The sequence below is a fragment of the Microvirgula curvata genome, assembly GCF_054781615.1.
In genome coordinates, this window is record NZ_BAAGUB010000004.1 from 26,985 (window position 1) to 53,165 (window position 26,181).

The following is a 26,181-nucleotide window of genomic DNA, read 5'->3' on the forward strand; positions in this document are numbered from 1 at the left end:
GGTTCAGCTCGGGTCCGGCGCGTGCATCAGGGTGTGCAGCGCGTCGACGACATCCTGCAGCGTACGGACCGACTTGAAGGTTTCCGGGTGCAGGCGCTTGCCGACCAGCGGGCGCAATTTCACGATCAGGTCGACCGCGTCGATGCTGTCGATGTCGAGGTCTTCCTTCAGCCGGGCTTCCGGCCGGATGCGCTCGGCATCGATTTCAAAACATTCCTGCAGGGTGGCCGACAGGCGGTCGAAAATGTCCTGTTTGTTCATTCTGTTCTCTCTGGCTGGCGGCGAAACGGGGAATGCCGCACGGGTTGCTGTCAGGTCGGGGGCGCCATCAGCGCTGGCGGCTCGCCGCGACGAAGGAAGCCAGGGCGCGCACGCTGGCGAAATGGCGGCGGGTTTCTTCCGCTTCGGCCGACAGGCTGACGCCATAGCGCTTCTGCAGCACCAGCCCCAGTTCCAGCGCGTCGATGGAGTCGAGGCCGAGGCCGTCGACGAACAGCGCCGCTTCCGGGTCGATGTCGTCCGGGGTCACGTCTTCGAGATTCAGGGAATCGATGACAAGCTGTTTGATTTCCAGCTCAAGGGATTGCATGGATCGGGATCTCCGTCGAAAAGTAATGGCTCAGATAGCGGGTCAGTTGCCGTACGGCCAGCGCTTCGCTGCCGTCGGCTTCCAGAAAGGGCGCGACTTCGATGTCATCACGGACATCAAAGGAAAAATCGATGATGCGCGGCGGCACCTTCCACCACGGCAGTTCCTTGCTCAGCGCGGGGGGCGAGCAGCGGATATGCACGGGTGTCATGTCGCAGCGTCCGCGAATGGCGATATTGGCCGCGCCGCGCTGCAGTTGCAGCGGCCGGCCGGGGGTGGTGCGCGTGCCTTCGGGGAAGATGATCAGATTGTTGCCTGCCCGCAGCGACGCGATGCAGTCGTCGATCACGCCGACGCCGGAATCGTTGCAGATGTAGCTGGCGGCCCGGACCGGGCCGCGGGTGAACGGATTGCGCGCCAGCCCGGCCTTCACCACGCAGTCGGCGTTCGGCACCATGGCGATCAGGAAAACCACGTCGATCAGGCTCGGGTGATTGGCCAGAATCAGCTGTCCACCGCGCGCCAGCCGCTCCTGCCCGCTGATCCGGTAACGCAGCAGACCGAGCCCGCACATGATGTCGACGAACAGGCGGAACGAATGGTGGATGGCCAGCCGCGCCCGCCGCGTGCGGCGCACCGGATCGCGATCCAGCCACTGCAACAGCGGAAAGTACGCCAGCCACAGCAGCAGGCCGCCGAGGCCGAAGACGGAAAAGGCCAGCCCGGTTGCCAGCAGGCGCCAGGCGCGACCGGCGCGTTCAGTCATGCCGGCACCATTGCCATTGCCGCACCCCGACCCGGCGGGTATAGGCCGGCCGGTCCGACAGCAGAAAGGCCAGCGCGGCCAGATCCGGCGGCAGCACGCCGTCGGCCACGCACTCCCGGCCGGCCTCGCCGGTACAGAGGCTCAGCCCGCCCGTGTCGGTGGCCTCCAGCCGACAGGCCCAGCCGCGCGGAAAGGTGACCCGGTCGGCAAATGCCTGGTAGCGCGCCGGCAGCGGCTCGTCATACACCACGACCATGACCGCCGGCGCCCCGTCGGCCAGCAGGCCGCCGGCTTCGACAAAGGCGGCTTCGACGGTTTCGTCACCGGCGGCGATCGCCGAGTACGGCTGGACATCGTGACGGGCAATCGAGTACAGCGCACCGATGGCATTGTGAACCGACAGACTGAACGACGCCGGTGACACCTGGCCCTCGCTGACCAGCGAGTCGAGCAGGGTCAGCGAGCGGCCGACTTCGCCATGGCGCGACGCAAGCACGACCGGGCAGGCATCGTCGTCGGCCTGGCACGTGTAGGCGGTTTCCAGCGCGACCCGGCCCAGCGGATCGAGCCGTCGGCGCATCATCGCCGGCATCGCTGCCAGCGCCGGCTTGCCATCGACCGGCAGCGGAAACGGCGCCGCCAGCCAGCGCAGCCAGCTCTCGCTGTCCGTCAGGCCGGGCGCCCATGCGGCCCAACGCACCATTTTCCACCTCACCGCCATCACCAGTCGTTCCGTTTTCTCATGCGTGCCCGGCACGGATTCCGGGGAAATCCGCGCAATTCTTTTGGCATATAAAATATGGCGGACATTTTAATCCATGCCGCGCATAAAGCCCATAAATGGCGCGATGATGGCCGTCAGTGCGTTGTTTCCGCCCAACGCCGGCGGGTATGGCAGCGAGGAATTCTGAACGTTATTGGCGCATTTCCCGCAGCGGCCAATTAACTAACGATTAATTCCAAAATAGAGAAATTCTGAATCTGGGTTCAACCCTGTGACCCGCGCTCGCGCACCGACAACAGGCCGGCACGGATCAGCCGGGCGCGGGTGACGCTGCGGCTGAGGCCGAGCAAGCGGGCGGTATGGACCTGGTTGTCCTGGCTGCGTGCATAGGCAAAACGCAGGATCGCCGTCTCGATTTCTTCGAACAGCCCCTCCCGTCGGTCCTCGGCGCACAGGGCATCAAAGGCCTGCTCCAGCAGCGCCATTCCGGTCGAAGGCGCCATGGGCGGCAGCGCGACGGGGACCGCTTCGGTCGCCGCTGGCGCAGACAGGCTGTCCAGGCGGGTCAGTTGCAGGTCATCGGGGCGGATCTCGCCGTCGCGGCACACCAGCAGGGTGTGATGGATGACGTTTTCCAGTTCGCGGATATTGCCGGGCCACGCATGCCGGCGCAGCTTGTCCTCGGCGCGGGCGTCGATGCGGATGCGCTCGTAACCGAGCCGTGACTGGTACAGGCGGATAAAGAAGTGCGCCAGCGGCAGGATGTCGCCCGGCCGGTCGCGCAATGGCGGCAGTTCGAGCCTGACCACGTTCAGCCGGTAGAACAGGTCTTCCCGGAAGCGGCCGGCGGCGATGGCCTGTTCCAGCTGGACATTGGTCGCCGCCACAATGCGCACGTCGATCGGCACCGGCTTGCGCGCGCCAAGCCGCACCACTTCGCGCTCCTGCAGCACGCGCAGCAGCTTGACCTGGATCGCCAGCGGCAGGTCGCCGATCTCGTCGAGAAACAGGGTGCCGCCATTCGCAGCCTCGAACCAGCCTTCCCTGGCGGCAAAGGCGCCGGTAAAGGCCCCCTTCTCGTTGCCGAACAATTCGGCTTCAACCAGGTTTTCCGAAAAAGCACCGCAGTTCACCGCCACGAACGGTCCGTCAGCGCGCGCGCTGAGCGCGTGCACGTGACGGGCGATCAGTTCCTTGCCGGTTCCGGTTTCGCCCATGATCAGCACACTGGCATCGCTGGGCGCCACCCGGCGGATGCGCGACAGCAGCGCCCGCGACGCCGGGTCCTCGAACACCTGCGCGGTCGCGCGGATCGAGGTGGCCAGCGCCTGGGCATTGGGAAGTGTCAGCAGCGTCATCGGCGGGGCGACCCCGGCTGCGGGTGCAGGACAGACAGGATGGGCAGGGACATCAGGAATAAAAGGATGGCGCGGGCGGCTGCTGGTTCAGCGCCCAGTCTCCGAGTTCGCGGAGCTTGTAGTCTACGGGATCGTGCAGGGTCTGCGTTCGCAGATTGCGCCAGTGGCGATCCAGCCGCAGCGCGGCATGGGTGGCACGCGCGCCGGTGACTTCGAACAGCCGGGTGCAGACATCCAGCCCGATCCGCGTCGCCGCCACCTTGGCACTGGCGATGCTGACCGCCAGCCGGCCGCGCTCGTCCGCCGTCAGGGCGTCGCCGCACGCCCAGGCATCGTCCAGCATCCGCGCCGCACGTTCGACCAGTGCACGCACGCTTTCCAGGCCAAGCCAGAACTCGCCGTAGTGATTGAGCACGTACGGGTCTTCGCCAACCGTCGCCGCCGCGGAGCGATGCCATGGTCGCGCCTCGTGCAGCGAGAAATGCCGCGCCTCGTCGAATGCGCCCTCGGCGATGCCGAGATAGACGCAGGTCAGGGTCAGCTGGGCAATCAGCGGCCGCAGGCACGAGAACGGCGTGGTCAGCGGACCGGGGTCGGCCAGGATCTCGCTGTTCTCCACCCTCACCTGCTCGAACTGCACCGTGCCGCTGTCGGTCTGGCGCTGGCCGATGCTGTCCCAGTCATCCAGCAGGGTGATGCCGCTGCGCGCGGTCGGCACGGCGGCAATCAGCAGCCGCTGGTCATCGGCATGCCGCGCCGACACGATCAGCATTTCCGAGTCCAGTGCGCCGGAGCAGAAGCGCTTCTGCCCGGCAAACAGGTAGTGGCCCGGCCGCGGCCGGGCCTGGGTGCGCGGATCGAGCGGGTTCAGCGCATTGCCCCAGAACCACTGCCGCCGCGCGGTATGCTCGAACCACGGCTGCCACTGCGCCGGCCCGGCGAACAGGCGCACGGTCGCCAGCATCAGATGCTGGAAACCGAACACATGGGCGATCGACGCATCGACGCGGGCAAAGCGGCGCACGATGGTCAGCATCTCGCTCCAGCTGGCCCCCAGCCCGCCGAACTCGCGCGGGATGGCCAGCGTCAGCAGCCCGCTGCGCCGCAATGCATCGCGCTCGGCCTTCGGTGTGCCACCCGCCTGGTCGCGCGCCACGGCCGTGGCGGCGAAGCGCTGCGCCAGTTCATCGGCAATGGCGAAGATATCGTCGTGACGCGGGCGGGCACGCCCGGCGATCGGCGGGGCCAGGGTATTCAGCATCGGCGTCTCCGTCAGGCTGCAGGGCGTTCGCGCATCGGCACGATGTCGTTGGCAATCATTTCCCCGAACGGGCCGGTCAGGTTGCCGCTGCTGGCCACGCGCTCACGCAGCCCCAGCGGCAGCAGCGGAAACACCAGTTCGGCGAAGCGGTACGCTTCCTCCAGGTGCGGGTAACCGGAGAAAATGAAGCTGTCGATGCCGAGCGCCGCGTATTCGAGAATGCGTGCCGCCACGGTTTCCGGATCGCCGACCAGCGCCGTGCCGGCGCCACCGCGGACCAGCCCGACGCCGGCCCACAGGTTCGGCGCAATTTCCAGCTGGTCGCGGCGGCCGCCATGCAGTTGCGACATGCGCCGCTGCCCTTCCGAATCGAAGCGCGAGAACGACTGCTGTGCGGCGGCGATCGTCTCGTCCGACACCTGCTCGATCAGCTTGTCGGCGGCGGCCCAGGCTTCGGCGGCCGTCTCGCGCACAATGACGTGCAGGCGGATGCCGAAGCGCACCTCGCGCCCGAGCCGCCGGGCGCGGGCGCGCACGTCGGCGATTTTCTCCGCCACCGCCTGCGGCGGCTCGCCCCAGCTCAGGTACACGTCGACCTGCTCGGCGGCCAGGTCGTGCGCCGCATCCGACGAGCCGCCAAAGTACAGCGGCGGGTACGGCTGCTGCAGCGGCGGGTACAGCGCCCTGGCCTTTCTGACTTTCAGGTATTCCCCGTCATAGTCGACGCTTTCGCCCTGCAGCACGCGGCGCCAGATATGCAGGAATTCGCGCGCGGCCGCATAGCGCTGGCCATGGTCGAGAAACACGCCATCGCCCTGCGCTTCGTCAGGATCGCCGCCGGTCACGACATTGATCAGCAGCCGGCCACCGGACAGCCGGTCCAGCGTCGCCGCCATCCGCGCCGAAACCGTCGGCGAAATGATGCCGGGCCGGACGGCGACCAGATAACGCAGTTGCCGGGTCAGCGGCGCCAGTGCGGACGCCACCACCCAGGCATCCTCGCACGAGCGCCCGGTCGGGATCAGCACGCCGTAATAGCCCAGTTCGTCGGCTGCCTGGGCAATCTGTTTCAGATAGGCCAGCGTCACCGGGCGGGCGCCGTGCGACGTGCCCAGATAGTGGCCGTCGCCGTGGGTCGGTAAAAACCAGAAAACCTGCATGGTCGCTTTCTGTATCGGGGAAGTCGGGAACAAGGGTGAGGTCATTCAGGCCGCCAGCAGCTCGGCCGCCCCCCGGGCCTGCCTGGCCCGCAGCAGCGGCAGGGCCCGCTCGACCGCCAGGTCGATGCGCGCCTGCAGCGCCGGGCTGCTGACCCGGTAGTCGCTGAAGTCGGTTTCGGTGCCGTACACGCCGATCGGCAGCGTCAGCGACTGGAAGAAGCTGAACAGCGGCCGCAACTGGTGATCGATCACCAGCGCATGGCGGTCGCTGCCGCCGGTGGCGGCCAGCAGCACCGGGGTGTCGACCAGCGCGTTCTGGCCAACCAGATCGAAGAAGTGCTTGAACAGGCCCGGATAGGTGCCGCGGAACACCGGAGCGGCGACAATCAGGAAGTCGGCCGATTCGACGGCCGCAAACTGTCTGCGTACGGCCTCCGGCAGGGCCGATACCGAAAAGGCGCCGCCGAGTGCCTTGCCGATATCGCTGATTTCGATCACATCGATATCGACCGGCAGCCGCTCGGCAAAGCGCTCCAGCAGGGCTTCCACCAGGGCGGCGGTGCGGGACGGGCGCTGGAAGCTGCCGATGACGGCAGCGATTTTCAGTCTGTGTTGCATGGCATGAACTCCTGTTGGTGCAGCCATCGGCCCGTGGCCGTGGCGAGGGATGGGGTCAGTACGCGCCATGGCGCGGAGGCGGTGTGCCATTCAGGCAGTGGTCGCCGATCACGCGCGCCTGTTGTCGCGCGGGACGACCGGTGTCATGACGACGGGCGTCGCGCCAGTGCCGGTCCGGGCGGGCGGCATCCGCCAGCAGGCGGCGACCGGCCAGCTCGAACACGGCAGCGCCAGCCTGCGATGCCAGATCGGCGCACAGCACCCGCGCCGCCGTGACGGCCAGCGCGGCCGCATCATGAATGGTCTGGCCCGGCACGGCGGTCAGCGCATCGACCTGCAGTGCCGCGTCGTCGAGCAGCGCACCGGCAGCGGCCTGGCAGGCGCCGAGCCAGCCAAAGCGCGCCAGCCGCTGCGCATCATGGTCATGGCGCAAGACGGCGGCGCTGTCCGCCAGGGCGGCATCGGCGATGCCAAGGTCGATGGCAGCATGCAGCAGCTGGGCCAGCGGTCCGACCCGGCCCGGCGTGTCGAACACCACCCGGTACGGAATCACCGCCAGTGGCCCGACCTCGACCTCGTCGATCGCCACGCCGCCATCCGCTTCGACCCGCAGGCCGGCACTGCCGCGCGGGACAAAGGCCAGCAGCAGGTTGCCATCGCCGGATCTGACCGACAGCGCCACCCAGTCGGCCTGCGCCGCGCCGCCGGCATCGCACTTGCGTCCGTCGATGCGGTAGCGACCGTCAACGCAGTGAATGCGGGTTTCGATCCGGCAAACCTCGTCGACACCGGTTTCCGCCAGTGCGGCGGCAAAGCGTTCGCCGTCCAGCGCCCGCCGGAAAAACGCCTGTTTCTGCGGCTCGCTGCCGGTGGCGCGCAACACTTCGAGCACCGCGTAGTGGCTGTGCGCGATACGGGCCAGCGCCGGGTCCCCGGCCGCCAGCAGACGGATCAGCTGCGCCAGGGTGCCGCTGCCGACGCCACCACCGCCATACGCCTTCGGCACGGCCACGCCGCCCAGCCCACTGGCCCGGAACTGCGCCAGCGCGTCGGGGACACCGCCCTGCAGCCGCAATGCCAGTTGTCGCGCCGCATCGAGCGCCTGCGCGTCATCGGCGCGGGATGCCGTATCAGTCGATGGCGCCGGTCGACGGCGGCGGCGGGGTACGGGAGAAACGGTCATGAGGATTCCAGTCAGAAAGGGGCGCGGAGAGGCGCGGCAGACGGCAGGTCCAGCAGCCGTTCGCCAAGCTGGCGGCAACTGTCGGCGGATGGCGCGTACTGTGCATGGGCCCGGGCATCGCGCCAGCAGCGATCGCGGTCATCGCCATCGACAGCCGGGACCGGCCCGGCCAGCTCGAACAGCGCATCGACCGCACGCAGCGCGATATCGCCGCACAGCACCCGGGCCTGGAGCACCGCCACATCGGCGTCGTTGCCGGCATCCAGCGCGCGGGCAGCGTGGCGCAGCAGTGTCTGCGCCGCAGACAGCCGCACCTGCAGTTCGCCGATCGTCGCCAGCAGCGCATCGGTCTGCGCCCCCGGCCGGCACCGGGTGCCATCCAGTGCGGCCGCCGCCATGCCGGCGTCGATGGCAGCGGCATACAGCGCCACCGGCGATGGCGACCGGGCCGCCCCGTCGAGGTCGAACACCCACTTCGCCGCGACCGTGACCTGCGTCAGCCGCAGCGTGCCGCCAGCGACGGTGCGCAGCCCGACCGGCACCGCTTCATCCTCGATATCGAGGCCATGCGCGTTATGTGGCACCAGCGCCAGCCACGTCCGCTGCCGGGCGTCCCGGGCCGGCACCGCCAGCCACTCGGCAAAGCCGGCGCCGGCGACCTGGTGCAGCTCGCCGTTCAGACGCAGCGCGCCGCCGGAATCCGGTTCGCCATCGACAGTGCCGGCCGGCGCGGAGGCGAAATGCCGTCCCTGCAGCAATTCGCGGTACAGCAGGCGCTGTTGCGCCCCGCCCGCCGTCCGCAGCCGTTCCAGCGTGTCGACATGGGCGAGCAGGATGCGGGCAATCGACGGATCGGCCGCCGCCAGGGTGCGAAAGATCGCGGTCAGGGTCTGGCGCGATACCCCGGCACCGCCGTGCTCGCGCGGCACGGTCACCGCCCACAGCCCGGCGCGGGTCATGGCCGCCAGTTCGTCCCATGGCAGGCGCCGCTCGCGGTCGCGCACGGCAGCCCCCGGCGCGAATTGCGCGGCCAGGGTACGGGCGGTGTCCAGTGCTTCATCGTCGCTGCGGATCAGGTGCACGGCGATGTCGACGATCGGTTCGATGGCGCGGATGGTCATCAGGGGCTCCGGCAAGTTTCTGATAACTGTTCAGCAGCTTGCGTGCCAGAAACCCAACCTTCTGTTATATAAGCCTTTCCCCGTTCCGCGCGCCGATCTCTGTACGGATCCGGACAGTGCCACTGTCCGGATCCGTACAGCGGCATGGCCCCGATGCGGGAAATGCAGCAGCGCCGGTCGTCGGCAGACGGCCCGGTCTGCTATCGTTCGGTCTCGTTCCGGCATGCCGGCCCCACCTACCGGCCCTTGCGGCCTTCACCGGGAGACTCTCGCCCCATGGCTCAATACGATCTCGACCTGTTTGTCATCGGCGCCGGTTCCGGCGGGGTACGCGCGGCACGCGTCGCCAGTCAGCACGGCGCACGCGTCGCCATCGCCGAAGAGGCGAATTTCGGCGGCACCTGCGTCAACCGTGGCTGTGTGCCAAAGAAGCTGTTCGTGTATGCGAGCCGCTTTGCCGCCGAGTTCGAACAGGCCGCGGCCTATGGCTGGCAGCTGCCGAAGCCCGCCTTCGACTGGCCGACGCTGCTGCGGAACAAGGATGCCGAGATCGCGCGTCTGGAAAGCGTGTACCGCCGCAACCTCGACCAGGCCGGCGTCACCATCCATGCCGAACGTGCCGTACTGGAAGATGCGCACACCGTGCGTCTGAGCACCAGCGGCAAACGCCTGACCGCCGCCCATATCCTGATTGCCGTCGGTGGCCGGCCGCATGCCGGCCCGGCCTTCCCCGGCCAGGAACTGGCCATCACCTCGGACGAGGTGTTCCACCTGCAACAGTTGCCGCGTCGCATCCTGATTGTCGGCGGCGGCTATATCGCCATCGAATTCGCCGGCATCTTTGCCGGACTTGGCGTCAACACCGCACTGCTGCATCGCGGCCCGCACGTGCTGCGCGGCTTTGACGAGGAAATCCGCACCACGCTGGAAGACAGCTACCGCCAGCGCGGCATCCGCATGCTGCTGAACAACACGCTGGCCCGGCTGGAGAAAACCGCCGACGGACTGCGCGCCACCCTGGCTGACGGCAGCACGGTCGAGACCGATGTGGTCATGCTGTGCGTCGGCCGCCGCCCGTACACTGGCGAGCTCGGGCTGGACGCGGCCGGCGTGGCCACCGGAAAGAACGGGGAGATCCGGGTCGATGCGCAATCGTGCACCAATGTGCCGTCGATCCACGCAGTCGGCGACGTGACCGACCGCGTCAACCTGACCCCGGTCGCCATCCGCGAAGGCCAGGCCTTTGCCGACAGCGTGTTCGGTCAGCGACCGGCGACTGTCGATCACTCACTGGTACCCACGGCGGTGTTCTCGACCCCGGAAATCGGCACGGTCGGCCCGAGCGAGGAAGCCGCCCGCGAACGCTACCCGGCACTGAAGGTGTATCGCGCCCGCTTCCGGCCGATGAAAACCGCATTTGCCGCCAGCAACGAACCGATGCTGATGAAGCTGCTGGTCGACGGCGAAACCGACCGGGTGGTCGGCGCCCATGTGCTCGGCGAAGGCGGGGCGGAGATGATCCAGTTGCTGGCGGTATCGATCGGCATGGGCGCGACCAAGGCCGACCTCGACCGCACCATCGCACTGCACCCGTCCGCCGCCGAGGAATGGGTGACGATGCGCTGAGTATTCATTGAGTACTCATTGGCCTGCGTGAGCAACCCGGGGTTTTCCCGGTCCCGGCCATGAGGACACCGCCCCCCGGGATGACATCACGGCATGCTTGTGGTCAATCCGACGACCACTGCGCATACAGGCCGGCACGACGGAAGTTGTCACCGTGCTGCTGCGATGGCCCTCCCGGGCTTAACCGCAAATAGCTGCAATCATCTGCAGGCCGCTTTTCCCTGGTCCGGCGAAGGTCCCAATAACCATCCGTGGAAAGAACCCAGGCTTGTCCCCCTGTCTGACTGAGCTCCATCACCTCGGGAGTGGCAAGCCGGCAAGCTTTGAGCACTCGGGTCACAAGATGACGATCCGGTGACCGGCCTGCCTGCGCAAGAGCGGCCTCAAGGGTATGCACAGGGGTCTGCCACTGTTCTTGCTGCCCCTTTTCCTGTGACCCGACCCGGCAATCTCCGCAAACAAATGCGGTGCAGGGATGATCGTCATGAGGAATGAGCAATGCAGCAAAACACGCTCTTTCCTGGAACAACTTCGCCTGGCGAAGAGGTTGTCTGGCCTCCTGCATCATGCCGATGACGCGGTCAGCGGAAGGAGGGTGCTCAGGTAGCTGTTTCAACAAGGCGTCCAGCCAGATGGCATTGAACAAAGACGCATCGTTCCCCTTGCCCGAAGCATCCATGATGATGGCAAAAGTGTAGGCGTCACTGGCATATAGCCCCCCGGCATCACGGTTCTCATTTTGTTCTGTGCCCTTGACGCTGGCCCAGTGAAAACCGTACCGCCGGGCGCCATTCATGCGCCGCGGCCTTGAACGGCAATCAGCCGGATACGGTCAAACAGCGCCTCTTCTCTTGATCTGTCGTTATTGGCTGCAGCTTGAACTGCATAGTCGAAATCCCGGTGCATTTGCAGTGCCGCCATCTGTGTACCGACATACGCCCTCAGTGCGGCGGGAGCATCCAGTATTTCACCGATCAATTCCGTGCGACCATCAATCAGCGTCAGGATGTCTTCAATATCCCGGCTCTCTATCGGATCATCATTTCCACGCTGCAGGTATGCTTCAAGCTTTGTAGCCATGAAGTATGTTGGCGGTATCAGCCGGATAGTGAGTTGAGCAGGCAGCACATATGGCTCTGCTTTCAGGAAGGCGTCCCGGTACCACTGATTCGTAAAGCCCAGGACGCTTGCATCGTCCGGCATAAAATCAACGCGCAGTTCTCCCAGCCGCATGGCGCAGACAGGATCCTCACTGGAGACAAGGGAATCCCTGAATCCCTTGCTGCGCAGCTTCTCGACCAGCACGTGCCATCCGACAGTGCTGATCACGTGAACAATCAGATCAACGTCGTCAGTATGTCGGACCTGCCCTTGAGAATAGGTGTCTGTCACGAATAGTGCCGTGGTGCATCCCCCGACAAAAGCAACCTCATTGCACAGTTCCTGGCCCATTGCTTGTGCCACAGCAGTTATCATCGCAACGTGGTTTGCCCGACTTGCCATTTTTCAGCCTCGAAGCAATTTTTCGAGTTCAGCAATAGCCAGGCTGCGTTCCCTGGGCAACCCAAGCCGGATCGAGTCTACCGCGGCCAGCATGGCATACAGTTCCGCATCGTGAATCACCGCCATCGGGACTGTTTTGTAAAGGGGCGCCACGGCCGGGCCTGCAGCGTTGCCTTTTGCGTATGGCCATACCGGAACCGCGTCTCCCGAATGCAACTTGCCCTGAAAAATCGGCGCGGTAAGACAGGTTGCGATTCCGCGCGTGGTCTCCTGCATCCTGACCGGGAAAACATAGCGGATACCGTAAACGAGAAACTCCAGCAATGCCCTTGTGTTGACTGCTGGAGGCTCGCCTTTTCTGCCGGGTCTGGCGAGCCCGCTGAAAAAGCAGCGGGACATCACATTGCTGACCTCTGATTTGCCTATGCCAGTGAGCCGGGCAAGTCCTCTTGCACTATACCGGCCAAAGGGCGCTTCCCCCGCCCCGGGATCATCGACAGGCTCCCCGCCCTCGATATCCCGTGACCACGCCACTGACTGGTCGTCCGCAGGGTAGTCATATCCGCTGCCCGTACCTTCATGTCGCCCAAGGGCGACCAGCTTGAGCAACAAAAAGACATCTTGACTCTTCATATTCGTCACAACCAGCACGCCCACAGTCCATGGACAATGGACACACTGTCACCATCAGGCGTTGCGTTGTCAAGTGTGGAGGACGCCGCCGCCTTTCAGAGCGGAAAACAAGGAAAAAGGGCCATGACGGCCCTTGAAGGTAAAGCGCAATGCGCTGATCAGCGATCCAGCCCGGCCAGCAGCAGGTACTTGATCTCGACGTAGTCTTCGATGCCGTACTTCGAGCCTTCACGGCCAAGGCCGGACTGCTTGATGCCGCCGAACGGTGCGGCTTCGTTCGAGATCACGCCGGTGTTGATGCCGACCATCCCGTACTCGAGCGCTTCGCCGACACGGAAGATGCGGCCGATATCGCGGCTGTAGAAATAGCTCGCCAGGCCGAATTCGGTATCGTTGGCCATCCGGATGACGTCGGCCTCGGTGTCGAACCTGAACAGCGGAGCCAGCGGGCCGAAGGTTTCCTCGCGGGCGACCTTCATGTCCTGGGTCACGCCGGTCACGATGGTCGGCTCGAAGAAGCTGTGGCCCAGCGCATGGCGCTTGCCGCCGGCAATGACCTTGCCGCCCTTGGCCACGGCGTCGGCGATATGCTCCTCGACCTTCTCGACCGCCTTCTCGTCGATCAGCGGGCCCTGGGTGATGCCGGCGGACGCGCCGTCGCCAATCTTCAGTCCGGCCACGGCGGCGGCGAACTTCTCGGCAAACGCGTCGTAGACGCCGGCCTGCACGTACAGCCGGTTCGCGCAGACGCAGGTCTGGCCGGCGTTGCGGTACTTGCTGATCATGGCGCCTTCGACGGCGGCATCGAGATCGGCATCGTCGAAGACGATAAACGGCGCATTGCCGCCGAGTTCCATCGACACTTTCTTGACCGTGCCGGCACACTGGGCAATCAGTTCGCGGCCGATTTCGGTCGAGCCGGTAAAGCTGAATTTGCGCACCAGGTCGCTGGCGGTCATTTCACCGCCGATGGCAGCGGCCGAGCCGGTAATGACGCTGAACACGCCGGCCGGCACGCCGGCGCGGTGGGCGAGTTCGGCAATCGCCAGCGCCGACAGCGGGGTCTGGCTGGCCGGTTTGACCACGATCGGGCAGCCGGCGGCCAGTGCCGGGGCGGCCTTGCGCGTGATCATGGCATTCGGGAAGTTCCACGGCGTCACGGCAGCACATACGCCGATTGGCTCCTTGATCACCAGCACGCGCTTGTCGTTCTGATGGGTCGGGATGGTATCGCCGTAAATGCGCCGGGCTTCCTCGGCATACCATTCGATATAGCTGGCGCCGTAGGCGATCTCGCCCCGGGCTTCGGCCAGCGGCTTGCCCTGTTCGGCAGTCAGGATGGCCGCGAGGTCATCCTGCGCCGCCATCATCAGGTCAAACCATTTGCGCAGGATGCCGGCGCGTTCCTTGGCGGTCTTCTTCTTCCACGCCGGCCAGGCGGCATTGGCCGCTTCCAGCGCGCGCCGGGTTTCCGCCGCCCCCATGCGCGGCACGCGGGCGACCACTTCGCCGGTGGCCGGATTGGTGACCGGCAGGGTTTCGCCGTTGTCGGCGTCCAGCCACTGTCCGTTCACATAGCACTGCTGGCGCAACAGTCCCGGATCTTTCAGGTTCAGCATATGGATTCTCTCTCTCGTGTTGGCCACAACGACACGCCGGCCCCGCGCGGGGCCGGCGGACGGACTCGGGTTCAGGCGTTTGCCGCGTGCAGCAGGGCCGCTTCGAGCTTGCCCAGCGCTTCGTCGAACACCGCATCTTCGATGGTCAGCGGGAACAGGAAGCGAACTACGTTGTAGTACATGCCGCAGGTCAGCAGGATAAGGCCATTGGCCAGGGCGTGCTGCTGGACCTTCTTGGTGAAATCGGCGTCCGGCTCGTGCGTGCCCGGCTTCATGATTTCGAGGGCGACCATGCCGCCCAGACCGCGCACGTCGGCGATATGCGGCACGCGGCTCTTCAGCCCGTTCACGCGTTCGCGCAGCTGGTCACCGAGGCGGACCGAGCGTTCGCACAGCTTCTCTTCGGCGATGACGTCGATGACGGCCTGCGCGGCGGCCAGCGCCAGCGGGCTGCCGGCATAGGTGCCGCCAAGGCCGCCGGGAGCCGCCGCATCCATCAGTTCGGCACGGCCGCTGAGCGCGGACAGCGGGTAACCGCCGGCCAGCGATTTGGCCATGGTCACCAGGTCCGGCTGCACGCCGGAATGCTCGATGGCGAACATCTTGCCGGTACGGGCAAAGCCGGACTGGACTTCATCGGCGACCAGCAGGATGCCGTGTTCGTCACACAGGCTGCGCAGTTCGCGCAGGAAATCGTACGGGGTGACGTTGAAACCGCCCTCGCCCTGCACCGGTTCGATGATGATCGCAGCGACGCGCTTCGGGTCGATTTCGTACTTGAACAGCCCCTTCAGCGCCTGCAGGGCATCTTCGCTGGACACGCCATGGAACGGGTTCGGGTACGGCACGTGATAGACGTCGCCCGGGAACGGACCGAAGCCCAGCTTGTACGGCGCGACCTTGCCGGTCAGCGCCATGCCGAGCATGGTGCGGCCGTGGAAGGCGCCGGAGAAGGCGATCACACCGGCACGGCCGGTGGCCACGCGGGCGACCTTGACCGCGTTTTCCACTGCTTCTGCGCCGGTGCTGAAGAAGGCGGTCTTCTTCGCGTGCTTGCCCGGGGTAAGGGCATTGATCTTTTCTGCCACATCGACGTACAGCTCGTACGGAACGACCTGGTAGCAGGTGTGCGAGAACTTCTTCGACTGGGCATCGACTGCCGCGACCACTTTCGGGTGCAGGTGGCCGGTGTTCAGTACGCCGATGCCGCCGGCGAAGTCGATATAGCGGTTGCCTTCGACATCCCAGATTTCGGCATTCTTGGCATGGTCGGCATAAAAACCACACATGACGCCGACGCCACGCGGCGTGGCGGCATCTTTGCGGGCTTGAAGTTCAGCATTCTTGCTCATCTTGTATCTCTCCTGGCGGCGGGCAGGCCCGCCGGATCTTTCGCAGGTAAAGGCCGGATCGGCGACTCATGACAACCATCTCGGCGCGTGTTTAATTTTTTAAGCGTTTGATGGTGTTTTTCTCATGCAAAACCTTGACATGGCCTGTTTTGGTCAACACTTCAGCACTTATGGCACTGAAATTTCGCCAAATCGGCGTTTATTGTCAGACAAGTCTGCAACAAGTGTCGAAGATTGTAATCACGTGTTTAGAAAATAACCACAGGGTGCGGCAAAAAAATTAAACGCTCCGGCATGCGGTTTTCCGCGTGCGCGTTCCACCGCCAATGCGGCCCGCTCATGCCATAATCGAGACATGAGCGAATTCTCCCTCTCCCACCATTTTCTGATCGCCATGCCGCACATGGACGACCCGTTCTTCGCCCGCGCCGTGGTCTATCTGTGCGAGCACTCGGAGCGCGGCGCCATGGGGATGGTGATCAACCGACCGTCCGACATGACCATGGCGACGCTGTACCGGCAGATCGGTCTGACGCTGGACCAGCCGCAGTTTGCCGACCTGCCGGTCTACTACGGCGGGCCGGTGCAGTCCGATCGCGGCTTCGTGCTGCATGAGCCGATCGGCAACTGGCAGTCGACGCTGACCGTCACCGACGATGTCGCCATGACCACGTCGAAGGACATCCTGACCGATACCGGCAAGGGTCAGGGACCGGAGCGCTTTATCGTCACGCTCGGCTACGCCGGCTGGGAAGCCGGCCAGCTGGAACATGAGCTGTCGCACAACGGCTGGCTGACCGTGCCGGCCGACATGCGCATCGCCTTCGACCTGCCGCCGGAAGACCGCTACGACGCCGCCATGAAGCTGCTGGGCTTCGATCCGCTGGCGCTGTTCGGCCAGGCCGGGCACGCCTGATGCAGGGCCAGACGTCCTGCAGGAAATGATCATGAACGGAACTTATCTCGGCTTCGACTTTGGCGAAGTCCGCATCGGCGTTGCCGTCGGCGAACGCCTGGTGGCCCTGGCCCATCCGCTGGAAACGCTGGCGACCCCGAACAACGACGAACGCTTTGCCCGCATCGCCACCCTGCTGCATGACTGGCAGCCGGAAGGGCTGGTGGTCGGCCTGCCGACCCATGCCGACGGTACCCCGCACGAAATGACCCGTCTGGCGCGGCGTTTTGCCCAGCGCCTGCACGGTCGTTTCGGCCTGCCGGTGTTTCTGGTCGACGAACGCCACACCTCGCTGGTCGCGGAAGAAATGCTCAGGGAAGCCGGCCTGCGCGGCCGCAGGCAGAAGCCGGCCCTAGACCAGATCGCCGCCCAGCTGATCCTGCAGACCTATTTTGATGGCGGCGGCGAAGCGCTCGATGTGAAGGGCGGCAGCGAGGAACGCGAATGAGGACGCTGGTGCTGCTGGCGCTGGCCCTCGGCGGTCTGCTTGGCGCACTGATGATTCATCGCCAGGGCAGCAAGGCCGCCGCCGCACTCGACTGGCCGCAGGTGACCGGCAGCGTGCTCGACAGCCGGGTCGAGACCCGCGCCGCCCGCGGCAGCGCGGCACGGCAGTGGGACTACAAGGCGGTGATCCACTATCGCTACACGCTGAACGGCCGGCAGTACGATGCCAGCCGCCGCCGTTATCCCGAGCCCGGCTACAGCGACAACGAGGCCGGCGAAGCCGCCATTGCCGCCCGCTATCCGGCGGGTCAGCCGGTGCGCGTGCACGTGAATCCGGCCAACCCGGCCGACAGCGTGCTGGAGGCCGGCCGCCACTGGACCGTCTGGGCCGGCATGGCCATGGCCATTCTGGTCGCCGTCATCGCCATCGCCGTGCTGGTCGCCGGCTGAACGCCGGTTTTCCACAGCAATGCCGGTTCATCCCCCGGCAACGGGGATGGCGCAGGGGACTGCCTGTGGAAAACTCTGCTATCTCATTGAAATCGCTTCATCTTCCCGTTGCTGTCTGTTTTTTGCACAAGCCCCTGTCAGCCATGCCAATGGAATTGGCGGTCAGCCAGAACTGTGGACAAGTTCCCTCTGACTTCATCCACTATCGGCGGGGACAGGGTTGGGGACGTGCTGTGGACAAGTCAGACAAGTCATTGACCAACATGAACAATTCTCATCCTGCTTATTTTTTGCGCAACAGAAAAACCGGTCAGCCGAACAGCACCAGCACCTGCCCGTCGCTGTCAGCCGCATAGTGGTGGCTGAGTCCGGGCGGAATACAGGCCATCTGGCCGGCTGCCATCTCGACCCGCTGCTGCGCGGTCTCCAGCGCGACGCGGCCGGCCAGCACCACGATGCGCTCGGACACCACGTGCTGCTCGTCCGGAAACGCCGCAGCCTGTGGCCGGTAGTTCAGCAGCAGCAGATCGCCTTCGGTGACCCGGGCCAGCAGGTAGTCGCTGTCGACATCCAGTCCGGATGCCAGCGTGCGCAGGTCGCTGACCTCGATGGAGAGATCGTTCATCGTGTGTACTCCCAAGAAAAAACCGGGCCACGACGGACCCGGTTTGAAAATGGACAGGCATCGTCCTATTTGACGATGCGCAGCTTGCCTCTGGCCGGCGGCGTGCCGCCGGCATCCGGACCGGCAGGAGGCGTCGGATCGTCATCACGATCCTCTACCGCCTGCAATGCCGGGCGCTCCGGCGTCTCGTCGACTTCGAGCTCGAACCCCATGCCCTCGCCGGTTTCCCGGGCGAAGACCGACACCACGTTGCCGACCGGCACCCGGATCGCATGCGCCACACCGCCGAAACGGGCGGAGAACGTGATCCAGTCGTTGCCGATATCGAGGCCGTGCGTGGCGGTGTTGCCGATATTCAGCACGATCTCGTTGTCGCGCACGAACTGGCGCGGTACCTGCGTGCGCTCGTCCACCCAGACGGCCAGGTGCGGCGTGTAGCCGTTGTCCACGCACCACGACCACAGTGCGCGGATCAGATAGGGCTTGGTCGATGTCGTCATGGGACTCACTTGCGCATGGCTTTTTCGGCCGGCGTCAGCGAGTCGATGAACGCCTGACGGGTGAAGATCCGTTCCGAGTATTTGAGGATCGGCGCGGCGGCGCGGCCAAGGTCGATGCCATAGCTTTCCAGACGCCACAGCAGCGGGGCCACGGCGACATCGATCATCGAGAAGTCGTCGCCGAGCATGAACTTCTGCTTGGCGAACACCGGCGCGATGGTGGTCAGGCCGTCGCGGATGCCTTCACGGGCCTTTTCGGCTTCGGATTTCTTCGGCGAGCCTTCCAGCGTCTTCACGTGGATGAACAGTTCCTGCTCGAAGCGATGCAGGAACAGGCGGGCACGGGCGCGCATGATCGGGTCGGCCGGCATCAGTTGCGGGTGCGGGAAGCGCTCGTCGATGTACTCGTTGATGATGTTCGACTCGTAGAGGATCAGGTCGCGTTCGACCAGCACCGGCACTTCGTTGTACGGGTTCATCACCGCCAGGTCTTCAGGCTTGTTCAGCAGGTCGACTTCCTTGATTTCGAAGTCCATGCCCTTTTCGAACAACACGATGCGGCAACGATGGCTGAAAGGACAGGTGGTGCCGGAATAAAGCGTCATCATAAATACGGAGATCCTCTAGACGTCATGTGGGCCATACAGGCCTGGATGGCGGGAATTCTAGCACTCCGCTCTCCGGCACTGCCACCACAAGTCGTCAAACCCTTGATTTGAAAAACAAAACAGACGGGTCAAAAAACCCGTCTGTCATGAATTGCCGACTGTTACCGGAGAATGCCCTTAGTGGACGTCCTTCCAGTATTCCTTCTTCAGCAGGTAGGCCAGCGGCAGCATGACCAGCGCGAGGAACATCAGCACGACATAGCCGATCTGTTCACGCTTGGTCTGGACCGGTTCGCTCATCCACACCAGGTAGTTGGTCAGGTCGGCCATGCGCTGGTCGAACTCGCGCGTATCGGCCTTGCCGTTTTCCAGCTTGGTCATGGAACCGGCCTTGACCAGGGCCAGCTTGTGCTCGTCCTTGCCGTCCTTGCCCTTGACCGTTTGCAGAACCTGGTCGCCCTGCCATTGCCACAGTGCATGCGGCATGCCGACCTTGTCGAACACCAGGTTGTTCCAGCCGGTCGGACGGGTGTCGTCACGGTAGAAACCACGCAGGTAGGCGTACAGGTAATCGGCGCCGCGCGAACGGGCGATGACCGACAGGTCCGGCGGCGCAGCGCCGAACCATTCCTTGGCGTCCTTGACCGGCATGGCGGCGTGCATCGTGTCGCCAATCTTGTCGGTGGTGAACATCAGGTTGCTCTTGATCTGCTCTTCGGACAGGTTGATGTCCTGCAGGCGATTGAACCGCATCGCCTGTGCGCTGTGGCACGACAGACAGTAGTTGGTGAAGATCTGCGCACCGCGTTGCAGGCTTTCCACATCGCGGACGTTGATCGGCGCCTTTTCGAGCTCCGGGCCTTCGCCGGCGGCCATGACGGCCGTGGTCGGCAGGATGAAGGCCAGTGCGGCGATCAGGTGACGGAATTGCATTTTCATCGTTATCCCCTCGATCAGACCAGTTTGGCGAACAGTGTCGCGCCGCCGATGGCCACCAGCCAGTACACCACGAACATCAGTTGGCGCTTGCCGTTGGTTTCCGTCACGCGGGACGGGACCGGCACCGAGCCGACATCGTTCCGGGTGTAGAACGGCATGGCGAGGAAGAACATGAAGTACACGAACGACAGCACCTGCGAGATCACCGTGCGTTCGCTGGTTGCCGGCATCGCACCGAGGATGCCCAGGCCGAAGAAGCTGATCAGGAACAGCACCAGCATGAACTTGAACTTCGGGCCACGGTAGCGGATCGACTTGATCGGCGAGCGGTCAAGCCACGGCAGGAAGGCAATCAGCACCACGGCGGCACCCATGCCGATCACACCCCAGACCTGGGTACCCAGGAAGGACGGGATCGCGCGGAGGATGGCGTAGAACGGCGTGAAGTACCAGACCGGCGCAATGTGCGGCGGCGTCTTCAGCGGATCGGCCGGATCGAAGTTCGGCATTTCCAGGAAGTAGCTGTTGTGCCCGATCGGCAGCGTCGGCGCGAAGAACACGATGGCGCTGAACACGATCAGGAACACGACCACGCCGAGGATGTCCTTGACGGTGTAGTACGGGTGGAACGGGATGCCGTCGAGCGGGATGTGCGTCTCCGGGTCCTTGTTCTTCTTGATTTCGACGCCGTCCGGGTTGTTCGAGCCGACTTCGTGCAGCGCGATCAGGTGGGCGACCACCAGACCCAGCAGCACCAGCGGCACGGCAATCACGTGCAGGGCGAAGAAGCGGTTCAGCGTGGCGTCCGACACCACGTAGTCACCCCGGATCCAGACCGACAGGTCCGGGCCGATCACCGGGATCGAACCGAACAGGTTCACGATCACCTGGGCGCCCCAGAACGACATCTGGCCCCACGGCAGCAGGTAGCCCATGAAGGCTTCGGCCATCAGACAGAGGAAGATCAGGGTACCGAACACCCACACCAGTTCGCGCGGCTGCTTGTACGAGCCGTAGATCAGGCCACGGAACATGTGCAGATAGACCACGACGAAGAACATCGACGCGCCGGTCGAGTGCATGTAGCGGATGATCCAGCCGCCCGCCACGTCGCGCATGATGTATTCGACCGAGAAGAACGCGGTGGCCGCGTCCGGCTTGTAGTTCATGGTCAGGAAGATGCCGGTCAGGATCTGGATCACCAGAACCAGCATGGCCAACGACCCGAAGAAGTACCAGAAGTTGAAGTTTTTCGGCGCGTAGTATTCGGAGACGTGCGCCTTCCAGGTCGACGTCAGCGGGAAGCGCGCGTCAATCCAATCCAGAACCGCTTGTTGCTTGCTCATGTGTTTCGCCTCTTATTTACTTGTCGTCGCCGATGAGAATCACCGCGTCGGAAAGATATTTATGTGGCGGAATTTCCAGATTGGTCGGGGCAGGCACGCCACTGAACACCCGGGCGGCGAGGTCGAACTTCGACCCGTGGCACGGACAGTAGAAGCCACCCAGCCACTCCGGACCGAGGTCGGCCGGCGCGAGGTCCGGACGGAAGGTCGGCGAACAGCCCAGGTGGGTACAGATACCCACGGCAACGAGCAGGTTCGGCTTGATCGAACGCGTGGCGTTCTTGCAGTACTCGGGCTGCTGCGGCACCTCGGACTTCGGGTCGGCCAGCTTCGGATCGTTCTTCGGCAGACTCTTGATCTGCTCTTCCGTACGATTCATCACCCAGACAGGTTTGCCACGCCATTCGACGTTGATCTTCTGCCCTGCCTCCAGCTTGCTGATGTCGACCTCGACCGGCGCGCCTGCTGCCTTGGCACGTTCGGACGGGAAGAAGCTCAGCAGAAACGGCGTCGCAACGCCGATGGCGGCGACCCCGCCGGCTGCGGCGGTAGCTACCGTCAGGAAGCGGCGACGGCCGTTGTCCACTTGCGGCTCACTCATTGTGTTGATCCTCAAACAAGATATGGAGCTTAAACTCAGACTGCTGACAAAGTTGGGGCTTGCCGCCCCGGCGGTACCGGCACAGGCCGGACTGGTGAAAATCCCGCGGGTGGCGGCAGTCTGCCTGATTCATTCCGACGCCCTCCGCCCTCGGCGGCGCGAGGGGACCTCGCTGGCGCTCGCCGGTTTTCCAGGGCCGGGTTTGTCTGCAGGCTCTTAAACCCCGCGATTCTAACTGAATACCCGGATTGCTTAAAGCGGGCTTACAGTTTTTTGCCCTGCCCTTGATCCAGGATGTCCTACAGTGACAGATGGCTGAAGGAGAAAGGCCGGCCGGGCGGCATCCGGTCGACCGTCTGCCTGTCAGACCGGATTGTCGATGTCGACGTAGCGGGTATTCAGCCCGTCCTGGCCGTGCAGCCAGCCGGCCAGCGCCTGCGCGCCAAAGCGCTCGGTCGCATGGTGGCCGGCGGCGATAAAGGCCACGCCGCTCTCGCGGGCCAGGTGGCAGCAGTATTCGGAAGCCTCGCCGGTCACGAACGCGTCGACCCCCAGCGCAATCGCCTCCTGGAAATAGCTCTGCGCGCCGCCGGTGCACCAGGCCAGCCGGCGCAGCGGCCGGTCGGCCTCGCCGATCAGCAGCGGCGTGCGGCCCAGCACCTGCCCGATACGCGCGCCAAACCCGGCCAGCGTCGCGCCGTCTGCATTGCGTCCGTACCACAGCAGGTTCTGTTCACCGGTCTGCCCGTCGGCCTCCAGGCCCAGCGCACGGCCCAGCCCGGCGTTGTTGCCCAGCTCGGCATGCGCATCAAGCGGCAGGTGGTAGGCGATCAGGCTGATGTCGTGCGTCAGCAGTGCCTTCAGCCGGGCCTGCTTGATGCCGACCACGCGTGCGTCCTCGCCCTTCCAGAAATAACCATGGTGGACGAGCAGCGCATCGGCGCCATCGGCGATGGCGGCATCGATCAGCGCCTGGCTGGCGGTCACGCCGGTGACGATGCGCCGCACTTCGCCGCGCCCCTCGACCTGCAGGCCGTTCGGTGCATAGTCCCTGAACCCGCCCGGCTGCAGCAGGGTATCAAGGCGGGAAACGAGATCGCTGAGCAGCATGGCAGGCTCCGGGTCAGGGTAAGGAATGGCCGGATTGTGCCGTGCAACACCCGGCGGGCCAAGCGCAAAAAAGCCCGGCGCTGTTGTCGCCGGGCAATCCGTGGAGTGTTACATGTTCGGATAGTTCGGACCGCCGCCACCCTCCGGCGTAACCCAGTTGATGTTCTGGGTCGGGTCCTTGATGTCACAGGTCTTGCAGTGCACACAGTTCTGCGAGTTGATCTGCAGACGGGGCTCCCCCGTGTCCTGCCCGACGATCTCGTACACGCCGGCCGGGCAGTAGCGCTGCTCCGGGGCGTCGTATGTCGCCAGGTTGATGCGGATCGGCACGCCCGGGTCCTTCAGCCGCAAGTGGATCGGTTCGTCCTCGCGGTGATTGGTATTGGACAGGAACACGCTGGACAGCTTGTCGAAGGTCAGCACATTGTCCGGCTTCGGATAGACGATCTTCGGCATCTGGCTGGCCGGTTTCAGCGTCTCGTGGTCGGCATGCTTGTGATGCAGCGTCCACGGTGCGCGACCACGGAACAGATAGGTGTCGATGGCCGAGTAGATCATGGCCGGCCACAGCCCCCACTGGAACGACGGCCGCACATTGCGCACGCTGTACAGTTCGTCGTGGACCCAGCTCGCCTTGTAGGCGGCGGTATAGCCGGTGGCTTCGTTGCCGGCGTTCTCGTCGCCGAGCAGCGCGAAAAGCGTGTCGGCCGCCAGCATGGCGGACTTCATTGCCGTGTGCGTGCCCTTGATCTTCGGCACGTTCAGGAAGCCGGCGGTATCGCCGACCAGTACGCCGCCGGGGAAGGTCAGCTTCGGCACCGACTGCAGGCCGCCCTCGGACAGCGCGCGGGCGCCGTACGACAGCCGGCGACCGCCTTCGAACACGCCGCGGATGGCCGGGTGGGTCTTGAAGCGCTGGAATTCATCGAACGGCGACAGGTGCGGGTTCTGGTAGTCCAGACCGACCACATAGCCGACCACCACCTGGTTGTTTTCCAGGTGATAGATAAACGAACCGCCATAGGTGCTGGTATTCATCGGCCAGCCGATGGTGTGGGTGACCGAACCCGGCTGATGCAGCTCCGGTTTGACCTCCCACAGTTCCTTGATGCCGATGCCATAGGTCTGCGGCTCGACGCCATCACGCAGCTTGAAGCGCTCGAACAGCGTCTTGGTCAGCGAGCCACGGCAGCCTTCGGCGAAGATGGTCTGTCTGGCCCACAATTCCATGCCGGCTTCCCACGCATCGGTGCGGTTGCCTTCACGGTCCAGCCCCATGTCGCCGGTCGCCACGCCCTTGACCGAGCCGTCCTCGTGGTACAGCACTTCGGCGGCGGCAAAGCCCGGGTAGATTTCCACGCCCAGCGCCTCGGCCTGTTCGCCGAGCCAGCGACAGAAGTTGCCCAGACTGACGATGTAATTGCCGTCGTTGTGCATCTGCGGCGGCGTCGGCAGCGCACGCGAGCCGGTTTCGGTCAGATACAGGAAACGGTCGGCGGTCGCCGGCGTATTCAGCGGCGCACCCTTGTCTTTCCAGTCGGGGATCAGTTCGTCGAGGGCGCGGGTCTCGATCACCGCGCCGGACAGAATGTGGGCACCGATTTCCGAGCCCTTTTCCAGCAGGCAGACGGAAATCTCGCGGCCGTTCTCGGCAGCGAGCTGCTTGAGGCGAATCGCGCTGGACAGCCCGGCCGGGCCGCCACCGACGATCACCACGTCGTATTCCATGTATTCGCGTTCCACGCGCGACTCCTTCATGCTTTTCGGGTTTCGGCAACTATTGCATGCTATCGGCAAATGAGTCAAACGAGCGTTTGACTTTTTATTCAACCCGCTATGATAAAGCGGCCGGAGCCGGCCGCTTACACAAAAAATCGCATAGCGAATGCGGCGTTTCAGATCACGCCCTGCGCCCGCAGCCTTGCCACCTCGTCCCCGGAATAGCCGAGTTCCGCCAGTACCTCACCGGTGTGCTCGCCCAGGGCCGGCGGCGCGCGATGATAAACCAGCGGCTCGACCTCCAGCCTGATCGGACTCACGACCTGCGGCACGGCCCGGCCATGACCGTCGACCAGATCGGCGCGCAGACCGCGCGCGACAATCTGCGGATCGGCAAAGGCCTCGTCGACGGTATTGATCGGTCCGCACGGCACGCCGGCCGCATCGAGTCGCGCCAGCCATTCATCGCGGCCACGGGTGGCGAACACTTCGGCCAGTTGCGGCACCAGCAGTTCGCGATGGGCGACCCGCTGCGGGTTGGTGGCGAAGCGGTCGTCCTGCGCCAGTGCCGGCAGCCCGACCTGCTCGGCGACACGCGCAAACTGGCTGTCGTTGCCGCAGGCCAGGATGAAATGGCCGTCACTGGCGGCAAAGACCTGGTAGGGCACGATATTGGCGTGACCATTGCCGAGTCGCGGCGGGGTCTTGCCGCCGACCAGCCAGTTCATGTTGACGTTGGCCAGCATCGTCAGGGCGCAGTCGAACAGCGCCAGATCGATCCGCTCGCCGTGGCCGCTCTTTTCCCGCCCGTACAGCGCGGCGGTAATGGCACTGACCGCGTACATGCCGGTAAACAGGTCGGTCACCGCCACCCCGACCTTGTGCGGCTCGCCGTCGGCAGGGCCGGTGATGCTCATCAGCCCCGACATGCCCTGGACGATGTAGTCATAACCGGCATGCTGTGCATACGGCCCGGTCTGGCCGAAGCCGGTAATCGAGCAGTAGATCAGCCGCGGGTTCACCGTCTTCAGGCTGTCATAGTCGAGGCCGTACTTGCGCAGCCCGCCGACCTTGTAGTTTTCCAGCAGCACATCGGCCTCGGCCGCCAGACGCGCCACCAGCTCGCGGCCTTCCGGCCGGCTGATGTCGACCGTGACCGAGCGCTTGCCGCGATTGGCGGCCAGGAAATAGGCCGCCGTGCCGTCGTCGAGGTTGGGAGGGCCCCAGTGGCGGGTATCGTCCCCGCTGCCGGGACGTTCGATCTTGACCACATCGGCGCCGAGATCAGCCAGCGTCTGGCTGGCCCAGGGGCCGGCCAGCACGCGGGACAGATCGAGCACCCTGATGCCGGAAAGCGGACCGGACATG

The 26,181-nt window shown here is 64.8% G+C and carries 28 protein-coding genes; 4 read left to right on the plus strand and 24 right to left on the minus strand.

The genetic code is table 11. The features are described from left to right. Positions 1–3 precede the first annotated feature (3 nt). The 10 genes from ACYVG8_RS02260 to ACYVG8_RS02305 all read right to left on the minus strand — a co-directional run bounded on the left by ACYVG8_RS02260 (position 4) and on the right by ACYVG8_RS02305 (position 8,780). Positions 4–261: an acyl carrier protein gene (locus ACYVG8_RS02260; RefSeq protein ID WP_028499532.1), complete on the minus strand. Its 258-nt coding sequence runs from the start codon at positions 259–261 to the stop codon at positions 4–6. Positions 262–328: 67 nt separating this feature from the next. Then, a complete protein-coding gene (locus ACYVG8_RS02265) occupies positions 329–589 on the minus strand; it encodes a phosphopantetheine-binding protein (protein ID WP_028499533.1) in 261 nt (86 codons plus the stop codon). Beyond that, the gene (locus tag ACYVG8_RS02270; protein WP_028499534.1) at positions 576–1,355 is read right to left on the minus strand and encodes a lysophospholipid acyltransferase family protein; all 780 of its coding nucleotides are present in this window, start codon (positions 1,353–1,355) and stop codon (positions 576–578) included. The genes ACYVG8_RS02265 and ACYVG8_RS02270 overlap by 14 nt, the downstream gene beginning before the upstream one ends. Further along, positions 1,348–2,058 (minus strand): beta-ketoacyl synthase chain length factor, encoded by a 711-nt coding sequence (locus tag ACYVG8_RS02275; RefSeq protein ID WP_107889280.1) that lies wholly within the window; start codon positions 2,056–2,058, stop codon positions 1,348–1,350. The genes ACYVG8_RS02270 and ACYVG8_RS02275 overlap by 8 nt, the downstream gene beginning before the upstream one ends. A gap of 284 nt (positions 2,059–2,342) precedes the next feature. Further along, positions 2,343–3,437, minus strand: a complete 1,095-nt coding sequence (locus ACYVG8_RS02280; RefSeq protein ID WP_460744964.1) for a sigma-54 interaction domain-containing protein — start codon at positions 3,435–3,437, stop codon at positions 2,343–2,345. A gap of 52 nt (positions 3,438–3,489) precedes the next feature. Beyond that, a complete protein-coding gene (locus ACYVG8_RS02285; protein ID WP_084300106.1) occupies positions 3,490–4,698 on the minus strand; it encodes an acyl-CoA dehydrogenase family protein in 1,209 nt (402 codons plus the stop codon). An 11-nt stretch (positions 4,699–4,709) separates the two neighbouring features. Next, the gene (ssuD, locus tag ACYVG8_RS02290) at positions 4,710–5,858 is read right to left on the minus strand and encodes an FMNH2-dependent alkanesulfonate monooxygenase (protein WP_028499537.1); all 1,149 of its coding nucleotides are present in this window, start codon (positions 5,856–5,858) and stop codon (positions 4,710–4,712) included. A gap of 45 nt (positions 5,859–5,903) precedes the next feature. Next, a complete protein-coding gene (gene msuE, locus ACYVG8_RS02295; protein WP_028499538.1) occupies positions 5,904–6,476 on the minus strand; it encodes an FMN reductase in 573 nt (190 codons plus the stop codon). Positions 6,477–6,531: 55 nt separating this feature from the next. Further along, a complete protein-coding gene (locus ACYVG8_RS02300; RefSeq protein WP_460744965.1) occupies positions 6,532–7,659 on the minus strand; it encodes an acyl-CoA dehydrogenase family protein in 1,128 nt (375 codons plus the stop codon). An 11-nt stretch (positions 7,660–7,670) separates the two neighbouring features. Next, a complete protein-coding gene (locus ACYVG8_RS02305; protein WP_460744966.1) occupies positions 7,671–8,780 on the minus strand; it encodes an acyl-CoA dehydrogenase family protein in 1,110 nt (369 codons plus the stop codon). Positions 8,781–9,056: 276 nt separating this feature from the next. On the opposite strand from ACYVG8_RS02305, the gene gor reads away from it, so the two are divergent. After that, a complete protein-coding gene (gene gor / locus ACYVG8_RS02310; RefSeq protein ID WP_281660367.1) occupies positions 9,057–10,406 on the plus strand; it encodes a glutathione-disulfide reductase in 1,350 nt (449 codons plus the stop codon). A 103-nt stretch (positions 10,407–10,509) separates the two neighbouring features. On the opposite strand, the gene ACYVG8_RS02315 is transcribed toward gor, so the two are convergent. From ACYVG8_RS02315 to gabT, 5 genes are all read right to left on the minus strand, one after another. Beyond that, entirely contained in the window at positions 10,510–11,202 is a 693-nt protein-coding gene (locus ACYVG8_RS02315; protein ID WP_028499540.1) for a hypothetical protein, read from the minus strand. Continuing rightward, a complete protein-coding gene (locus ACYVG8_RS02320) occupies positions 11,199–11,858 on the minus strand; it encodes a hypothetical protein (RefSeq protein WP_199905566.1) in 660 nt (219 codons plus the stop codon). The genes ACYVG8_RS02315 and ACYVG8_RS02320 overlap by 4 nt, the downstream gene beginning before the upstream one ends. A gap of 54 nt (positions 11,859–11,912) precedes the next feature. Then, on the minus strand, positions 11,913–12,560 hold the full coding sequence (locus ACYVG8_RS02325; RefSeq protein ID WP_199489805.1) for a hypothetical protein: 648 nt from the start codon (positions 12,558–12,560) through the stop codon (positions 11,913–11,915). 140 nt (positions 12,561–12,700) lie between these two features. Beyond that, positions 12,701–14,161, minus strand: a complete 1,461-nt coding sequence (gene gabD / locus ACYVG8_RS02330; protein WP_460744967.1) for an NADP-dependent succinate-semialdehyde dehydrogenase — start codon at positions 14,159–14,161, stop codon at positions 12,701–12,703. Positions 14,162–14,232: 71 nt separating this feature from the next. Next, a complete protein-coding gene (gene gabT, locus ACYVG8_RS02335) occupies positions 14,233–15,513 on the minus strand; it encodes a 4-aminobutyrate--2-oxoglutarate transaminase (protein ID WP_028499544.1) in 1,281 nt (426 codons plus the stop codon). 355 nt (positions 15,514–15,868) lie between these two features. Between gabT and ACYVG8_RS02340 the strand changes: the two genes are divergently transcribed. From ACYVG8_RS02340 to ACYVG8_RS02350, 3 genes are read left to right on the plus strand one after another with little or no spacing between them, the layout of a single operon-like run. Then, positions 15,869–16,429 carry a YqgE/AlgH family protein gene (locus ACYVG8_RS02340; RefSeq protein WP_028499545.1) on the plus strand — a complete coding sequence of 187 codons (561 nt, stop codon included), beginning with the start codon at positions 15,869–15,871 and terminating at the stop codon, positions 16,427–16,429. 25 nt (positions 16,430–16,454) lie between these two features. After that, the gene (ruvX, locus tag ACYVG8_RS02345; RefSeq protein ID WP_028499546.1) at positions 16,455–16,916 is read left to right on the plus strand and encodes a Holliday junction resolvase RuvX; all 462 of its coding nucleotides are present in this window, start codon (positions 16,455–16,457) and stop codon (positions 16,914–16,916) included. Next, positions 16,913–17,365, plus strand: coding sequence for a DUF3592 domain-containing protein (locus ACYVG8_RS02350; protein ID WP_107889267.1), 453 nt, complete (start codon positions 16,913–16,915; stop codon positions 17,363–17,365). The genes ruvX and ACYVG8_RS02350 overlap by 4 nt, the downstream gene beginning before the upstream one ends. Before the next feature lie 310 nt (positions 17,366–17,675). Here ACYVG8_RS02350 and ACYVG8_RS02355 read toward each other — a convergent pair whose 3' ends face one another. The 9 genes from ACYVG8_RS02355 to ACYVG8_RS02395 all read right to left on the minus strand — a co-directional run bounded on the left by ACYVG8_RS02355 (position 17,676) and on the right by ACYVG8_RS02395 (position 26,180). Then, positions 17,676–17,990, minus strand: a complete 315-nt coding sequence (locus ACYVG8_RS02355) for a cupin domain-containing protein (RefSeq protein ID WP_051528905.1) — start codon at positions 17,988–17,990, stop codon at positions 17,676–17,678. A gap of 65 nt (positions 17,991–18,055) precedes the next feature. Beyond that, on the minus strand, positions 18,056–18,490 hold the full coding sequence (locus ACYVG8_RS02360) for a ClpXP protease specificity-enhancing factor (RefSeq protein ID WP_028499547.1): 435 nt from the start codon (positions 18,488–18,490) through the stop codon (positions 18,056–18,058). Between the two features lie 5 nt (positions 18,491–18,495). After that, the gene (locus ACYVG8_RS02365) at positions 18,496–19,098 is read right to left on the minus strand and encodes a glutathione S-transferase N-terminal domain-containing protein (protein WP_028499548.1); all 603 of its coding nucleotides are present in this window, start codon (positions 19,096–19,098) and stop codon (positions 18,496–18,498) included. A 177-nt stretch (positions 19,099–19,275) separates the two neighbouring features. Continuing rightward, positions 19,276–20,037 (minus strand): cytochrome c1, encoded by a 762-nt coding sequence (locus ACYVG8_RS02370; protein ID WP_028499549.1) that lies wholly within the window; start codon positions 20,035–20,037, stop codon positions 19,276–19,278. 14 nt (positions 20,038–20,051) lie between these two features. Further along, positions 20,052–21,383, minus strand: a complete 1,332-nt coding sequence (locus tag ACYVG8_RS02375) for a cytochrome b (protein ID WP_028499550.1) — start codon at positions 21,381–21,383, stop codon at positions 20,052–20,054. Between the two features lie 16 nt (positions 21,384–21,399). Continuing rightward, positions 21,400–21,984: a ubiquinol-cytochrome c reductase iron-sulfur subunit gene (petA, locus tag ACYVG8_RS02380; RefSeq protein ID WP_028499551.1), complete on the minus strand. Its 585-nt coding sequence runs from the start codon at positions 21,982–21,984 to the stop codon at positions 21,400–21,402. Between the two features lie 363 nt (positions 21,985–22,347). Next, complete coding sequence (locus ACYVG8_RS02385; RefSeq protein ID WP_460744968.1) at positions 22,348–23,094, minus strand: Nif3-like dinuclear metal center hexameric protein; 747 nt, start codon at positions 23,092–23,094, stop codon at positions 22,348–22,350. A 108-nt stretch (positions 23,095–23,202) separates the two neighbouring features. Then, the gene (locus ACYVG8_RS02390; RefSeq protein WP_036386181.1) at positions 23,203–24,822 is read right to left on the minus strand and encodes an electron transfer flavoprotein-ubiquinone oxidoreductase; all 1,620 of its coding nucleotides are present in this window, start codon (positions 24,820–24,822) and stop codon (positions 23,203–23,205) included. A gap of 167 nt (positions 24,823–24,989) precedes the next feature. Next, positions 24,990–26,180, minus strand: a complete 1,191-nt coding sequence (locus ACYVG8_RS02395) for a CaiB/BaiF CoA transferase family protein (protein ID WP_107889264.1) — start codon at positions 26,178–26,180, stop codon at positions 24,990–24,992. Between the last annotated feature and the right edge of the window lies 1 nt (position 26,181).

Excerpts from the sequence above, each read along its gene's own strand:
- ACYVG8_RS02260 (WP_028499532.1), bottom strand. The coding sequence starts at position 261 with ATGAACAAACAGGACATTTTCGACCGCCTGTCGGCCACCCTGCAGGAA.
- ACYVG8_RS02265 (WP_028499533.1), bottom strand. The coding sequence starts at position 589 with ATGCAATCCCTTGAGCTGGAAATCAAACAGCTTGTCATCGATTCCCTG.
- ACYVG8_RS02270 (WP_028499534.1), bottom strand. The coding sequence starts at position 1,355 with ATGACTGAACGCGCCGGTCGCGCCTGGCGCCTGCTGGCAACCGGGCTG.
- ACYVG8_RS02275 (WP_107889280.1), bottom strand. The coding sequence starts at position 2,058 with ATGGTGCGTTGGGCCGCATGGGCGCCCGGCCTGACGGACAGCGAGAGC.
- ACYVG8_RS02280 (WP_460744964.1), bottom strand. The coding sequence starts at position 3,437 with ATGACGCTGCTGACACTTCCCAATGCCCAGGCGCTGGCCACCTCGATC.
- ACYVG8_RS02285 (WP_084300106.1), bottom strand. The coding sequence starts at position 4,698 with ATGCTGAATACCCTGGCCCCGCCGATCGCCGGGCGTGCCCGCCCGCGT.
- ssuD (WP_028499537.1), bottom strand. The coding sequence starts at position 5,858 with ATGCAGGTTTTCTGGTTTTTACCGACCCACGGCGACGGCCACTATCTG.
- msuE (WP_028499538.1), bottom strand. The coding sequence starts at position 6,476 with ATGCAACACAGACTGAAAATCGCTGCCGTCATCGGCAGCTTCCAGCGC.
- ACYVG8_RS02300 (WP_460744965.1), bottom strand. The coding sequence starts at position 7,659 with ATGACCGTTTCTCCCGTACCCCGCCGCCGCCGTCGACCGGCGCCATCG.
- ACYVG8_RS02305 (WP_460744966.1), bottom strand. The coding sequence starts at position 8,780 with ATGACCATCCGCGCCATCGAACCGATCGTCGACATCGCCGTGCACCTG.
- gor (WP_281660367.1), top strand. The coding sequence starts at position 9,057 with ATGGCTCAATACGATCTCGACCTGTTTGTCATCGGCGCCGGTTCCGGC.
- ACYVG8_RS02315 (WP_028499540.1), bottom strand. The coding sequence starts at position 11,202 with ATGAATGGCGCCCGGCGGTACGGTTTTCACTGGGCCAGCGTCAAGGGC.
- ACYVG8_RS02320 (WP_199905566.1), bottom strand. The coding sequence starts at position 11,858 with ATGGGCCAGGAACTGTGCAATGAGGTTGCTTTTGTCGGGGGATGCACC.
- gabD (WP_460744967.1), bottom strand. The coding sequence starts at position 14,161 with ATGCTGAACCTGAAAGATCCGGGACTGTTGCGCCAGCAGTGCTATGTG.
- gabT (WP_028499544.1), bottom strand. The coding sequence starts at position 15,513 with ATGAGCAAGAATGCTGAACTTCAAGCCCGCAAAGATGCCGCCACGCCG.
- ACYVG8_RS02340 (WP_028499545.1), top strand. The coding sequence starts at position 15,869 with ATGAGCGAATTCTCCCTCTCCCACCATTTTCTGATCGCCATGCCGCAC.
- ruvX (WP_028499546.1), top strand. The coding sequence starts at position 16,455 with ATGATCATGAACGGAACTTATCTCGGCTTCGACTTTGGCGAAGTCCGC.
- ACYVG8_RS02350 (WP_107889267.1), top strand. The coding sequence starts at position 16,913 with ATGAGGACGCTGGTGCTGCTGGCGCTGGCCCTCGGCGGTCTGCTTGGC.
- ACYVG8_RS02355 (WP_051528905.1), bottom strand. The coding sequence starts at position 17,990 with ATGAACGATCTCTCCATCGAGGTCAGCGACCTGCGCACGCTGGCATCC.
- ACYVG8_RS02360 (WP_028499547.1), bottom strand. The coding sequence starts at position 18,490 with ATGACGACATCGACCAAGCCCTATCTGATCCGCGCACTGTGGTCGTGG.
- ACYVG8_RS02365 (WP_028499548.1), bottom strand. The coding sequence starts at position 19,098 with ATGATGACGCTTTATTCCGGCACCACCTGTCCTTTCAGCCATCGTTGC.
- ACYVG8_RS02370 (WP_028499549.1), bottom strand. The coding sequence starts at position 20,037 with ATGAAAATGCAATTCCGTCACCTGATCGCCGCACTGGCCTTCATCCTG.
- ACYVG8_RS02375 (WP_028499550.1), bottom strand. The coding sequence starts at position 21,383 with ATGAGCAAGCAACAAGCGGTTCTGGATTGGATTGACGCGCGCTTCCCG.
- petA (WP_028499551.1), bottom strand. The coding sequence starts at position 21,984 with ATGAGTGAGCCGCAAGTGGACAACGGCCGTCGCCGCTTCCTGACGGTA.
- ACYVG8_RS02385 (WP_460744968.1), bottom strand. The coding sequence starts at position 23,094 with ATGCTGCTCAGCGATCTCGTTTCCCGCCTTGATACCCTGCTGCAGCCG.
- ACYVG8_RS02390 (WP_036386181.1), bottom strand. The coding sequence starts at position 24,822 with ATGGAATACGACGTGGTGATCGTCGGTGGCGGCCCGGCCGGGCTGTCC.
- ACYVG8_RS02395 (WP_107889264.1), bottom strand. The coding sequence starts at position 26,180 with ATGTCCGGTCCGCTTTCCGGCATCAGGGTGCTCGATCTGTCCCGCGTG.